The following is a 13,745-nucleotide window of genomic DNA, read 5'->3' as shown; positions in this document are numbered from 1 at the left end:
GACGGACGCCTATGATCGCGTATCATCCCGCCAATGTCCTCCCACAGACCGGATGTCTCCATGTCCACGACACCGCCGCCCATCGCCGTCTTCGCCTCCTTCTCGGGGAGCGGCGGCGTCGAGCGCATGCTGATCAATCTGCTGCGTGGCTTCGTGGATCTGGGACAGCCGGTCGATCTGGTTCTCGTGCGTGCCGACAGTCCCCATTTGACCCGGCTACCCGCTCAGGTCAACCAGATTCGACTCGAGGCAGACCACACCTTTCTCGCGATTCCGGCGCTTGCCCGTTATTTACGCGAGCGTCGTCCGGCCGCCTTGCTGGCAGCCAAGGATCGGGCTGGACGCGCCGCCGTGCTGGCGCGCGCGCTGGCGCGAACCGACACGCGCATCCTGCTTCGTTTAGGAACCAATCTCTCGACCGCCATGGCCGAGCGCACCCCCCCCGAGCGTTGGTTGCGGTATGCGCCGATCCGTCTGCTCTATCCGCGGATCGACCGCATCATCGCCGTGTCGAATGGGGTCGCCGACGACACCGCTGACATCGCCCGCATCCCGCGCCAACGGATCGGAGTCATCCGTAATCCGGTCATTACCCCGGAGCTGGAGACCCAGGCGGCGGCTTCCTGCCCGCACCCCTGGCTGGCGCCCGGTCAACCGCCGGTGATCCTAGGCGCGGGACGGTTGCAACGTCAGAAGGATTTTCCGACCCTGATTCGCGCCTTCGCGCGACTGCGTGAGACCGGCGACTGCCGGCTGCTGATCCTTGGCGAGGGTTCCGGACGCGCCAAACTGATGGCACTGATTGCCGAACTGGAACTGAGCGACAGCGTCGACCTGCCCGGTTTCCAGACAAACCCCTATCCTTTTTTGGCACGGGCCGGAGTCTTCGTGTTGTCGTCCGCTTGGGAAGGTTCACCCAATGTGCTGACCGAAGCGATGGCGCTTGGGGTGCCGGTGGTCGCGACCGACTGCCCGAGCGGTCCCTCCGAACTCCTGGATGGCGGACGTTATGGACCTCTGGTGCCGGTGGGCGACGTGGAGGCGATGGCCGAGGCCATGCGGACAACACTGGAGCATCCGCTCCCGTCGGCGACTCTGCGCGGCGCCGTTGCAGAATATGAGCAAAGTCGCAGCGCCGAGCGTTATCTGCGGGCACTCAGGAAACCAACGAGCGGCGCATTCGATTGACCGATTCCTGTCCGATGGGATGATCTTGAGGAAAATGGGTGAAACCGATGCAAACCTATGATCGAGACATCGTTGCCTGGGCGAACGAGCAAGCCGCGCTGATCCGCGCGCGCCGTTTCGAATTGCTCGACCTGGAACACATCGCCGAGGAGATCGAGGACGTGGGCAAGAGCGAGCAGCGCGAACTGACGAACCGGATGGCGGTGTTACTGGCGCATCTGCTCAAATGGCGGTTTCAGCCCGAACGCCGGGGCGCGAGCTGGCAAATCACGATCCGCAATCAGCGCCGCGGGATCCTCAGGCGCCTGGAAGAGACGCCCAGCCTGCGCGTCAAACTCAAGGAACCCGCCTGGTGGAACGCCGTGTGGGATGACGGGATCGCGCAGGCCGCCGAGGCAACCGGGCTCTCCGATTTCCCGGAGACCTGCCCCTGGAGTCCGGAGGAGATCCTTGCGGAGACCTGGTTTCCGGACAGACCGGCCCAGCCGTGAAGGGCGGACGCCTGAGGATGCTGAATTTGGATACGCCGGCCAGAAAGGCGAACCGCACAAAGGCATCCGAGTTCTGTTAATCCTATCCATTCCGCGCCAAGGATCCACGGGGATCGGCGCATCAATAAGGCACAGTCCATGGGTCAGTTATTTCGCATCACCGGCTTTCTCTCCTATATCCTGATGCTCTTTCTCAATGCCTTCGTCGACCTGGGGCATAAGATCGTCATCCAGAATACGCTGTTCAAAACCTATGACGGCGAGGCGCAGATCCTGCTGACCGCCATCGTCAACGCATTGATCCTGCTGCCCTTCGTGCTGCTGTTCACGCCGTCCGGTTTCCTGGCCGACCGCTTCCCGAAGAACCGCGTGATGCGCGTGAGCGCCTGGATCGCGGTCGCGCTCACCCTGGCGATCACGCTCTGCTATTACCTCGGCTGGTTCTGGCCGGCCTTTGCCATGACCTTTCTGCTGGGTGCGCAGGCCGCCATTTATTCGCCGGCCAAATACGGTTACATCAAGGAATTGGTCGGCAAGGAAGCGCTGGCCGCCGCCAACGGCTGGGTCCAGGCAACCACCACCACGGCGATTCTGGCCGGAATCTTCGTCTTTTCCATCCTCTTCGAGGGCCGTCTGAGCGACACCAGCTTTGCCACGCCCGGCGAGGTCATGGGCCTGATCGCGCCATTGGGCTGGATCCTGGTGCTCTGTTCGCTGACCGAAGTCTTCATGGCCTACCGTCTGCCCCAGAGGAATCCAGGCGCCGCGATGCGCTTCGACTGGAGTCAGTACCTCGGCGGGCGGTATCTGCGACACAATCTGCATGACGCCTGGGACAATCAGGTGATCTGGCTGTCGATCGTCGGGCTGGCGATCTTCTGGTCGATCTCGCAGGTGATGCTGGCGGTCTTCCCCGCCTTCGCGAAGGAGACGCTGGGCGAGACCAACACTGTGGTCATACAGGGCATGCTGGCCTGTTCGGGGCTCGGCATCATCCTGGGTTCGATCGTCGCCGGGCGGGTCTCGCGCGATCACATCGAGACCGCGCTGATCCCGATCGGCGCGCTCGGCATCGCCGCGACCCTGTTCCTGCTGCCCGGACTTAGCTCGGCCTGGGCGCATGGGATCAACTTTCTGCTGCTCGGTGTTCTGGCCGGACTGTATCTGGTACCGCTGAACGCGCTGATCCAGTTCAACGCGGGCGAGGACGATCTGGGGCGGGTGCTGGCGGCCAACAATTTCATCCAGAACATCCTGATGCTGAGTTTTCTCGCCCTCACGGTCGCCGCGGCCTATCTCCACATCGGCGGTCTGGCCCTGATGCTCGCGCTGGCCGTCATTGCCCTGCTCGGCGCCTTTTACACGCTCTATCAACTGCCGCAGTCGCTGGTGCGCTTTCTCATCGGCCGCGCGATGTCGACCCGTTACCGGCTCAATGTCATGGGCCTGAAAAACCTGCCGGCGCAGGGCGGCGTGCTGATGCTCGGCAATCATGTCAGTTGGATCGACTGGGCGATGATGCAGATGGCCAGCCCGCGCCCGGTGCGCTTCGTCATGGAACGGGTGATCTACGAACGCTGGTATCTGCGCTGGTTTCTGGATTTCTTCGGCGTGATTCCGATCTCGCGGGGGAGCAGCCGGCAGGCGATCGGGACCGTGACCCGGCTGCTGGACGCGGGCGAGGTCGTGTGCATCTTCCCCGAAGGGACGTTGAGCAAGAACGGCCAGCTCTCCGAGTTCAAGCGCGGATTCGAGCTGTCGGCGCGCGCGGCCAGCTCGGGCGTCATCCTGCCCTTCTATCAGCGCGGTCTCTGGGGCAGCCGCTTCTCCTATGCCAGCGACAAACTCAAGTCCAATCGTCGCGAGGGTCGGATGTGCGAGGTCATCGTCGCCTTTGGCCCCACCCTGCCGCTGGATGCCACCGCCGAGCGGGTCAAACAGGCAGTGTTCGAGCTCTCGGTCACCTCCTGGCAGACCTATGTGACGAGCCTGCCAACCCTGCCGGCAGCCTGGCTCGCGACCGCCAAGCGCGATCCCGGCGCCGTGACGATCATCGACTCCATCGGCACCTCGCTGACCAATCGCCGTCTGATCGTCGGTGTGCTGCTGTTCGCCGGACGGGTGCGCCGGCTCGCGCCGGAGCCGGCCATCGGCATCCTGCTGCCCGCGAGCAGCGCCGGGGCCATCGCCAACCTGGCCGCGCTGATGGCGGGCAAGACCGTGGTGAATCTGAACTACACCGCCAGCGCCGAGGCGTTACGGGCCGGTGTCGCGCAGGCCGGCATTCGGCATGTCATCACCGCCGACCGCTTTCTGCGCAAGCTCGAACAGCGCGGGATCGATCTCGGCGCGACCCTGCCGGACGTGACCCTGCATCCGATGGAAGGCATGCGCGCCGGGATCGGCCGGTTGAGCGCCCTGGCCATGCTGGGGCTGTCGAGTCTGTTGCCCGCGCGCGCCTTGCTCTGGTTGTTCGGCGACCACGCCAAGCCGGACGACACCGCCGCGATCCTCTTTTCCAGCGGCAGCGAGGGCGCGCCCAAGGGGATCGAACTCACGCACCGCAACATCATGGCCAACGTGCGCCAGATCTCGGACGTGCTCAATACCGAACGCAGCGACGTCATCATGGCCAACCTGCCGCTGTTTCATGCCTTCGGGCTGACCGCGACCACCTTCCTTCCGCTGCTGGAAGGCATCCCCATGGTCTGTCACCCCGACCCCACCGACGCGCCCGGCACCGCTAAAGCCATCGCCCGTCATCGCGCCACGGTGCTGTGCAGCACCTCGACCTTCCTGCGGCTCTACACCCGCAACAAGCGCGTGCATCCGCTGATGCTCCAGTCGCTGCGGATCGTCGTCGCCGGTGCCGAGCGACTGGGACCGGAGGTGCGCGAAGCCTTCGCACTCAAGTTCCATAAGCCGATCTACGAGGGCTATGGCGCGACCGAGACCACGCCGGTCGCCAGCGTCAACGTCCCGGACGCGCTGGAGACCGAGACCTGGAAGATCCAGTCCGGCTCGCGCCCCGGCACCGTTGGCATGCCGCTACCGGGGACCAGTTTCCGCGTCGTCGATCCGGTCGCGCTGGAGACGCTGCCGGCGGGCGAGGACGGGTTGATCCTGATCGGCGGCGTGCAGGTCATGAAAGGCTATCTCCAGGCACCCGAGAAGACCGCCGAGGCGGTCGTCGAGCTGGACGGCATGCGCTGGTACAAGACCGGCGACAAGGGACATCTGGACCTCGACGGCTTCCTGACCATCGTCGACCGCTACTCCCGCTTCGCCAAGCTGGGCGGCGAGATGATCAGCCTGAGCGCGGTCGAGGAACAGGCACGACGGGCGCTCGGCCAGCCCGAGTTGGAGGTCGCGGCGGTGAATCTGCCCGACGAGCGCAAGGGCGAACGCATCCTGCTGCTGGTTGCCGGGGACATCGATCCGGACGGGCTGCGCCGGCAGCTGCTGGCGGCCGGTCTCAATCCGCTGAGCATCCCCTCGCAGGTTCTGCGGGTCGACTCGATCCCCAAGCTCGGCAGTGGCAAAACCGATTTTGGCGCGGTGCGGCGTCTTGCCCTGGCGGCCTGAGACCGTTCCAGGGGGCGAACAATTAACATCCGGATCTCACATTAACTGACTATAAAATATTGGTGATCTACATGATAAAAGACTTCGAGATCATGATTCCGAAATTTCTGCAAGCACTGCTCGTGATGAGTGGAATTCTTTTCTTTATTGGCACTAACCCCGAAAAGGCTATTGCTCAGCCCATAGCCACGGCGCAGCTTGTTGGGACCGTTCGAGAAAGTCGGGGGTCTTGGAATCCTTTCGTTGAAACAAATGCGATGCGATCGGCGGGCGATGGCACTTTCACTGAAGTATTGCAACTGAGGACCACGGGTGGGCGCAACGCGGACGGGGTCTATGCCATACGGTTTTTTACCAACCAGGAGTTGCGGGAGGTCTATAAGCGTGGCCGCGAAGCGGGTCAACTGCTCAGTGGCACCAATTCGGCCTTTGCCGGAAACGTCATCTTCCGCGTGCCGAGCAACGGCGCCTATCAGGTGATCTTCGATCCGCATCGGCGCCGCTACGAGATCTCTCCGCCGGTCGAGGAGTTCGACCGGATCGAATCCATGCAGTGGAATGGCTTCGTCCACGACCGGGAGGGCGCCTTCGAGTGCTTCGACGGTCGGCGCATGCGCCCCGCCGAGCGCTGGGACGAATGGGTGCCGGCGCATGAATTACACCGCAATGCGGACGGTTCCTGGTCGATCACGCTGCCGCTCACGACCAAGGGTGGGCACGAAGGGGATGGCGTTTACCAGACGCTGATCTCGGCGAACCACAATTCCGATCATGGCTTCAGTGCCATCCTGAATCAGCCGGGGCGACTCGCGGGCGGCAACGGCTACGATAGCCGCGTGGGTCACATCGAGGAAACGGCGCTGATTTTCCGCGTACCGCGCAATGGCGATTACACCCTGACGGTATGGCCCGAGGACTATCGCTTCGAGATCAAGCCGCCGGTCAGCTTCTTTCAGGTGGAGGAATACCAGATCGATGGCGATGTCGTCGCCGATCCCTGGAATCCGCTGGCTCCGGAGCACGATATGGACAGCGGTGAGGATGGTCTTTGGCACAAGACACTGAACCTCAAGACCACCGGCGCCGCCGGAACCGGCATCTATACGATGAATTTTTCCATCGACGGGAGTTGGGCGCTCGACAGCATCGGCACGGGCGGTCATTGGGGCAAGACCTGGCATTCCGCCCCGCAGGAATCGAACATTCACTTTCGCGTCCCGGCGGATGGCGCCTATCGGGTGACGCTCAATCCGGCCGACGGGATCTACTGGTTCGATCCGCCGGTCGAGCCGGCGATCAACGTGGAGACCCTGGCCATTGCCGGGGATTTTATTGAGTTTGCGGCGGATGGTGCTCAGGGCTGGAACCCGCTCGATCCGATGCACCACATGACACCGGCGGGCGATGGCGTATTTAGCAAGGATTTACGCCTGAAGGCCGGCCGCGCCTACCAATACAAATATGCCGCCAATGGCGCCGGCTGGTTCTGGGCCTTTGCCGATTATCCCTATGACGGCTATCGCCGCCTCGCCACGCACGGCAATCCGCCGGCGATGACTTTCGAGTGCCCGCGCGATGGCATTTATCGGTTCCGCGCGAATGTGATCACCGGCGAATATGGGGTTGAGCTGATTCAGCACCTATAGATTGGGGCCAGCCGATCGCCCGCGAATCCTGTTTGCTTCGAGACTGAAGCGCCCGCTACCCATGACAAAAATCGCCAGGCAGGTCAGCGCCGCCTCCAAAGGATGGGACCATTCCTTAAAGGTCATGCCGGTTTTCTGATAGACCATGACCGCGCCAACCGCCATGACGAACGTGAGGAGGATCGCCGCGGGGCGGGAAAGGAAGCCGACGGCGATCAGCAAGCCGCCGAGGGTCTGGACCAGGGCAACGAAGATACCCCAGGACAGTGGAGCGAAGTGAATGCCAATGGCGGCGGACCAGTTGGCTCCAACAGTGGAGAGAAAGGACTGTCCGCCAGCAAATTTGAGCCCCCCATGAACCATCATGGTGATGCCGGCGCCGAGGCGGAGGAAGAGTATACCCAGGTCGGGCCATGGGCCGGGCAGAAACGGTTTCATAGTGATCCATCCATCAGGGGGTTGAGTGAAGCGCGATGAGAATCCCGGCGCGACCATCATCAGTCGGATGGTTGCGCCAGCGAATGCGCGGCTTTCCGCCGCGGTTCAAGCAGCAGAAAAATCGCCGGGGTCACATAGAGCGTGATGAGCTGGGAAATCGCGAGCCCGCCGAGGATGACCACGCCGAGCGGCTGACGCGACGCGCCGTCGGCGCCATAGCCGAGTGCGAGCGGCACCGCGCCCATGGCGGCGGCCAAGGTGGTCATCATGATCGGGCGAAAGCGCTCCACGCAGGCCTGCTGCACGGCGGCCACGGCATCCTGGCCCTCGGCCATGCGCTGGAGCGCGAAATCGACCATCATGATGCCGTTTTTCTTGACGATGCCAATCAGCAGGAACATGCCGACATAGGCATAGAGCGACGCCTCCAGGCCAAGCAGCAGCAGACAGGCCAGACCGCCCACCGCTGCCACCGGCAGGGCGCTCAGAACCGTGAGCGGATGGCGATAGCTTTCATACAGGATGCCGAGGATCACATACATCGCCAGCACGGCAAACAGCATCAGAATGCCGAGACTGGCCATGGTCTCCTGAAAGATCCGGGCCTCGCCCTGCATCCGGCCCGAGACGCCCTGGGGCAGGATCTCTTTCGCCGCCGCCTCGACCACCGTCGCCGCTTCGCCAATGCTGGTGCCTGGTGCCAGATTGAAGAACACCGTAACGGCGGGAAACTGATTGATATGGTTGACCGTTTGCGGGCCGGTCGTTTCGGTCCAGCGCACCACCGCGCGCAGCGGCACCAGCTCGCCATGCAGGCTGCGCACATAGAGCCGGCCAAGGTCGGCGGCGTCGTCGCGCAGACGATCGGCAACCTCGACGATCACCTGATACTGGTCGTTGCCCTTCTTGATCAGGTAGGCGTAGTTCTGCGAATACGCCACGCGAATGGTGTCGAGAATGGCCGACACCGCGACGCCATAGCTCGACGCGCGCTCACGCAGCACTTCGATGTCGAGCATTGGCGTGCTCAGGCGCAGATCGGTATTGACGGACAAAAAACCGGAATAGGCACGCAGACGATCGACCAGCGCGAGCGCGGCCTGGTTGACCTCGGCGCGATCGAGTCCGGTGATGGCGTAGGCGAATTTGCCCTGGTTGGTCGGAGTGGCGCCGACGCTCACCTGCAACACCGGGCTGGCCAGGAGGACGGCCTGAGCGCCGGGGATGGCGTTGATGGGGGCGGCCATCCGGGCGATCACGCGGTCGATGGGCGGGCGCTCGGCGCGCGGTTTGAGGAAGGCGATCAAGCGCCCCTGGGACGATGCCAGGCCGGTGCCGGTGACGCCGGTGTAGGTTAGGGTGGTCTGCACCGCCTCGTCGGCTCGCATGATCGCCTCGGCCTGTTTGCGAAATTCCTCAATGCGCGCGGGCGAGGTGCCTTCCTGGGTTTGCAGAGTACCGCGCACAAAGCCGCTGTCGCCGGTCGGCAGCAGGGACTTGGGCACCAGCACGAAGAACGCGACGCTGCCGCCCAGACACAGCAGCCAGACGCCAAGCGAAACCAGCGGATAGCGCAGAACCCCGCGCAGCGAGCGACCGTAGGCTTGCGCCAGGCGCGCGGACAGGCGTTGGGACAGACCCTCCAGCCCGCGTTGCTCGCCCGGTGCGTGCCCGCGCAGCAGGCGCGCGCACATCAGCGGGGTCAGTGTAAGCGAGACGATCCCCGAGGCCAGGATGGCGATGATGATGACGATGGCAAACTCCTGGAGCTGGCGGCCGAGCACGCCGGGCATGAACACCAGCGGGAGGAAGACGGCGGCGAGCGACAGGGTCATCGACAGGATGGTAAAGCTGATTTCCCGCGCGCTGGCGAGGGTTGCGTCCGCCGCGTTTTCTCCGGCCTCCATGCGGCGCACGGTGTTCTCCAGAAACACGATCGCATCATCGACCAGAAAGCCGATGGACAGCGTCAGCGCGAGCAGGGACAGGTTGTCGAGGCTGTAGCCCAGCACCCGCATGGCGATGAAGGTCAGGCACAGCGACACCGGCAGGGCGATGGCCGGGATCAGGGTGTCGCGCACGCGACCGAGAAACAGGAAGATCACGGCGACGACCAACAGAAAGGCGATCAGCAGGGTTTCCCGCACATCCTTGATCGAGTCGCGGATGATTTGCGCGCGGTCGTACAGCTCGGTCAGGGTAACCGAACCGGGCAGGCTGTCGCGCAGTTCCGGCAGCAGTTTCTGCAGCGCGTCGGCGGTCGCGATGACATTGGTTCCGGTCTGGCGCGAAATGCCAACGACGATGGCGGAGCCGCGATTGGGTGCGCCGCGCTCCCAGACCACGGTCTTCTGGCGCTCGTTCTGCACCGAATCGACCACCTCGGCGACATCGCCGACATAGATCGCCGAGCCGTCGCGCACCGCCATGATGAGGCTCCGGTAGTCGTCCGCGGTTTCAAGCTGGCCTAAGGGCTTGAGCAGCAGGGAGCGCGCCGCGCCGTCGAGCTGGCCGGAGCCTTCGTAGGCGGTACCGTGCTCGACCGCCGCGACCAAGTCGGTCAGGGTCAGGTCGCGCGCGGCCAGCTTGGATGGATCGGCCTTGATGCGCACGGCGCCGCGCGGCGCGTAGATGTCTACGCGCGATACGCCGGGCAGCGTGCCGATCCGGCGCGCGACCTGAGTGGAGGTCAGATCGTAGAGTTCCGCCTCGGGCATGGTCTCGCTGCTCAGCGAGAAGTAATAGATCGGCTGGTCGTTGGGGTTGTACTTGGAGAACACCGGTGGCGCGGGCAGATCGGCTGGCAAACTGGCGCTGGCCTGGGCAATGGCGGCCTGGACATCGGTGGCGGCGGCATCGACGCTCTTTTCAAGCGCGAACTCCAGCACCAGGCTGGTAAATCCCTGCTGGCTGCTCGAGGTCATCAGGCGAATGCCGGGGATTTGCAGGAACTGCTTCTCCAGCGGGGTCGCGATCAGGCTGGCCATGGCTTCGGGCGTCGCCCCCGGATAGCTCGCGCTGACCGTGATCACGGGCACATCGGCCGCAGGCAGGTCGTTGATCGGCAAGCTTAAATAGGCCAGGACGCCAAAGAGCGCCGCGCACAGCGCGAGCAGGCTGGTCATCACCGGCCGGCGGACAAATGGCTCCGACAGGTGGCCGCTCATCGGGAGGTGCCGGCCGGCTGGACGCGAACCCTGGCACCCTCGCGCAAACCGATTTGCCCGACGAGCACGACCGTTTCGTCCGGCTTCAGGCCCTCCGTGACCAGAATGTCATCGCCGTGTCGCTGCCCGATGCGGATCGGGCGCTGGGAGACGGTGTCATCGGTATTGACGACGAACAGATAGGGGCCATCGACGCCTGTCTGCACGGCTTCTTTCGGCAACAGCAGCGCGTCATCGAGCCAGTCGAGCAGGATGCGCACCGTCACGAACTGGCCGGGCCAGAAGACGCGATCCTTGTTCTCGAACAGGCCGCGCAGCAGTACGGTGCCGGTGCGCGCGTTGACGGCGCTGTCGAGAAAGACCAGCTTCCCCTCGCGCGCGACGGACGGGGCGTCCGGGTAGGCGGCGATCAGGCTCAGCTCGCCCGTGGCGATGTGCTCGCGGACCTCCGGAAGCTGTTCCTCGGGCAACGCCAGCTCGACGAAAATCGGATCGAAACATTGGATTTCGATCAGCTCGGTCGCATTCGCGCTGACGATGTTGCCCGGATCGACCAGGCGATGACCGGCGCGGCCATCGATTGGCGAGCGGATCGCGCAGTACTTGAGGTCGATCTGCGCGGCTTCGATATCGGCGCGCGCCGTCAGCACCTCGGCCTCGGCTTCCAGCTCGCTCTTGCGCGCGTCGTCGAGATCGCGGGTCGCGAGCACGTCGCGCTCGCGCAGCTTGGTGTTGCGCGCGAGCTGCGCCTTGGCGAATTCGGCCTTGGCCTCGATCTCGGCGAGCTTGGAGTTGGCACGGTCGAGCGCGACCTGATAGGTCTTGGCGTCAAGCTCAAACAGCAGATCGCCCCGATGTACGTCCGCGCCATCGCGCACATGGGATGACAGCAACAGGCCGGAGACCTGCGGCTGGATCATGACCCGATTGGTCGGCAGACAGCGCCCGATCTCATCGATATAGACCGGTACCCGCGCGACCCGCGGCTGCACCGTGACGACCGGATGCGGCGCGAGCACGGCGGCCGGCGGGGGCGGGTCGCAGCCGACCGCGAGCAGCGCGCCAAGGCCGACGAGCAGCGCGCGCGCCAGTCCCAGCCAGCGCCCGCCCGCGGGGTTCTTGCCGCAGCGGGCGGTCATGCCCGCCCCCCCTCGTCGAGCGGAACGAGCGCCAGCGCGATCGCCGAACGCGGGCCAATCAGAAACCGCGCGCCGAGCGGCTCGCGCGCGGCAGTTGGGGCGGTGACATTGATTTCGGCAAACCAGGCGTATCCGGACGGCGCCGCGGGCAGCTCGATGTCCTCCGCCGTCCAGCCGCTATTCCAGCCAAAGAGCACGACATCGGCCTGACCCGCGAACTCGCCGGCGAACACACCGACCAGCAGGCGCGAGGACCAGTCCGGCTGCCCGGGCTGCCAGCCGTGCCAGGACACCTCGGGAAAGCCGAGCGCGCCGGGGCGATCGGAGCGCGGGTGCGCCGGCACGCGCAACACCGGATGGCGGCGGCGCAGAGCGATGGCCTGGCGGGCGAAGGCCAGCATGTCCTTGTCCATCGCCGACCAATTGAGCCAATAGGCTTCGCTGTCGTGGCAGTAGGCGTTATTGTTGCCGCGCTGGGTATGTCCCGCCTCGTCGCCCATTAGCAGCATCGGAATGCCGCGACTGACCATCAGCGCCAGCATGGCGTTGCGGCACTGGCGCGCGCGCAGAGCCAGAATCTCGGGGTCGTCGGTGTCGCCCTCGACGCCACAGTTCCAACTGCGGTTGTCGTCGATGCCGTCGCGGTTGCCTTCGTCGTTTTCCGCGTTGTGCTTGGTGTTGTAGCTGACCAGATCGCGCAGGGTGAAACCGTCATGACAGGTGACAAAATTCACCGAGGCGCGCGGACCGCGACCGGAGGCTTCGTACAGATCGGGCGAGCCGGCCAGCCGGGTCGCGAGCAGGCCGGCGCGTTCCGGCTCGCCGCGCAGATAATCGCGCACATCGTCGCGGAACTTGCCGTTCCATTCGGCGAAGCGCCCGTAATTCGGGAATTGCCCGAGCAGATAGAGGCCGCCGGCGTCCCAGGCCTCGGCAATGAGCTTGGTCTTGCTCAGCACCGGGTCGGTCGCGACCTCCTCCAGCACCGGCGGGTTGGAAATCGGCCCGCCATGCGCGCCGCGTCCGAGGATGGCCGCCGCATCGAAGCGGAAACCGTCGATGTGGTATTCCGCCACCCAGTAGCGCAGGCATTCGAGCACCAGCTCGCGCACGACCGGATGGTTGCAGTTCATCGAGTTCCCGCAACCGCTGAAGTTGTGATAGAAGCCCTCGGGCGTCAACAGGTAGTAGGTTTTGTTATCCAGCCCGCGGAAGCTGATGGTCGGGCCGCGGTGGTCGCCCTCGCAGGTGTGGTTGAACACCACATCGAGCACGACCTCGATGCCCGCCGCGTGCAGCGCCCGCACCATGGTTTTCAGCTCATCGCACTGCATACCCGCCGCGCCGGTCGCGGCATAGCCGGCCTTGGGCGCGAAAAAGCCGACGGTGCTGTAGCCCCAATAGTTCATGTTCAGCCGGCCGGTCTGGCTGTTGGGGCGCGACAGCTCGAACTCATCGAACTCGAAGATCGGCAGCAGCTCGACGCAATTCACGCCCAGCTCGACCAGATAGGGGATCTTCTCGACCAGCCCGGCATAGGTGCCGGGATGCTTGACCCCGGAGGACGGATGGCGGGTGAAGCCGCGCACGTGCATTTCGTAAATGACCAGGTCTTCCAGCGCATAGCCGGGCGGCTGGTCGCCCTGCCAGTCGAAGTCTTCCGGCGCGACGAAGGCGCGATAGGGATAGGGATCGTCCGGGTTGGGTTCCACGCCCCAGCAATCGCGGCCGGTCATGGCGCGCGCGCGCGGATCGAGCAGAACTTGCGAGCGGTCGCACCAATGTCCTGCGCCGCGGTCATTGGGTCCGTCGATGCGAAAGCCATAGGTGAAGGCCTCGGGGTCGAGTCCGAACACCGTGATGCTCCAGACATCGCCAATGCGGAAGGCATCAGGCAACGGCAGCTCCGCGAGCGGCGCGCCGCCGTCTTTCTCGAACAGCACCAGGGTGCAGGCCGTGGCAACCGAGGAGAAAATCGAGAAATTGACCCCGCCAGGAACCAGGGTGGCGCCATAGGGCAGCGCACGTCCGGGGCGGACGGAATAACCGGAAATGGTTTGCGTCGGGTACAGATCGATTCGCGCTTCCATC

At 64.5% G+C, this 13,745-nt stretch carries 8 protein-coding genes; 4 read left to right on the top strand and 4 right to left on the bottom strand.

What is annotated here, in order from left to right:
* The first annotated feature begins 60 nt into the window (after positions 1-60).
* The 4 genes from QZY07_RS10680 (at position 61) to QZY07_RS10665 (ending at position 6,910) form a co-directional block, all read left to right on the top strand.
* Entirely contained in the window at positions 61-1,188 is a 1,128-nt protein-coding gene (locus tag QZY07_RS10680) for a glycosyltransferase (RefSeq protein WP_295402304.1), read from the top strand.
* A gap of 47 nt (positions 1,189-1,235) precedes the next feature.
* Positions 1,236-1,679 carry a DUF29 domain-containing protein gene (locus QZY07_RS10675; protein WP_295402336.1) on the top strand — a complete coding sequence of 148 codons (444 nt, stop codon included), beginning with the start codon at positions 1,236-1,238 and terminating at the stop codon, positions 1,677-1,679.
* Positions 1,680-1,817: 138 nt separating this feature from the next.
* On the top strand, positions 1,818-5,264 hold the full coding sequence (locus QZY07_RS10670) for an acyl-[ACP]--phospholipid O-acyltransferase (RefSeq protein WP_295402302.1): 3,447 nt from the start codon (positions 1,818-1,820) through the stop codon (positions 5,262-5,264).
* Positions 5,265-5,557: 293 nt separating this feature from the next.
* Entirely contained in the window at positions 5,558-6,910 is a 1,353-nt protein-coding gene (locus tag QZY07_RS10665; RefSeq protein ID WP_295402300.1) for a hypothetical protein, read from the top strand.
* Here the strand turns inward: QZY07_RS10665 and QZY07_RS10660 are convergent.
* From QZY07_RS10660 to glgX, 4 genes are read right to left on the bottom strand one after another with little or no spacing between them, the layout of a single operon-like run.
* The gene (locus QZY07_RS10660) at positions 6,905-7,348 is read right to left on the bottom strand and encodes a DoxX family protein (RefSeq protein ID WP_295402299.1); all 444 of its coding nucleotides are present in this window, start codon (positions 7,346-7,348) and stop codon (positions 6,905-6,907) included. The two genes, QZY07_RS10665 and QZY07_RS10660, sit on opposite strands and share 6 nt — an antisense overlap.
* Before the next feature lie 59 nt (positions 7,349-7,407).
* Complete coding sequence (locus QZY07_RS10655) at positions 7,408-10,515, bottom strand: efflux RND transporter permease subunit (RefSeq protein WP_295402297.1); 3,108 nt, start codon at positions 10,513-10,515, stop codon at positions 7,408-7,410.
* Complete coding sequence (locus QZY07_RS10650; protein ID WP_295402295.1) at positions 10,512-11,654, bottom strand: efflux RND transporter periplasmic adaptor subunit; 1,143 nt, start codon at positions 11,652-11,654, stop codon at positions 10,512-10,514. The genes QZY07_RS10655 and QZY07_RS10650 overlap by 4 nt, the downstream gene beginning before the upstream one ends.
* Positions 11,651-13,744 carry a glycogen debranching protein GlgX gene (gene glgX, locus QZY07_RS10645; RefSeq protein WP_295402294.1) on the bottom strand — a complete coding sequence of 698 codons (2,094 nt, stop codon included), beginning with the start codon at positions 13,742-13,744 and terminating at the stop codon, positions 11,651-11,653. Before glgX ends, QZY07_RS10650 begins: the two co-directional genes overlap by 4 nt.
* Between the last annotated feature and the right edge of the window lies 1 nt (position 13,745).

Source organism: uncultured Thiocystis sp. (assembly GCF_903866365.1).
Classification (GTDB): Bacteria; Pseudomonadota; Gammaproteobacteria; order Chromatiales; family Chromatiaceae; genus Chromatium.
Note: the sequence above shows the minus strand (reverse complement) of the source record. Positions and strands in the feature narration are given on the sequence as shown.

Coding starts and splice junctions, on each gene's coding strand:
- QZY07_RS10680 (WP_295402304.1), top strand. CDS start 61: ATGTCCACGACACCGCCGCCCATCGCCGTCTTCGCCTCCTTCTCGGGG.
- QZY07_RS10675 (WP_295402336.1), top strand. CDS start 1,236: ATGCAAACCTATGATCGAGACATCGTTGCCTGGGCGAACGAGCAAGCC.
- QZY07_RS10670 (WP_295402302.1), top strand. CDS start 1,818: ATGGGTCAGTTATTTCGCATCACCGGCTTTCTCTCCTATATCCTGATG.
- QZY07_RS10660 (WP_295402299.1), bottom strand. CDS start 7,348: ATGAAACCGTTTCTGCCCGGCCCATGGCCCGACCTGGGTATACTCTTC.
- QZY07_RS10655 (WP_295402297.1), bottom strand. CDS start 10,515: ATGAGCGGCCACCTGTCGGAGCCATTTGTCCGCCGGCCGGTGATGACC.
- QZY07_RS10650 (WP_295402295.1), bottom strand. CDS start 11,654: ATGACCGCCCGCTGCGGCAAGAACCCCGCGGGCGGGCGCTGGCTGGGA.
- glgX (WP_295402294.1), bottom strand. CDS start 13,744: ATGGAAGCGCGAATCGATCTGTACCCGACGCAAACCATTTCCGGTTAT.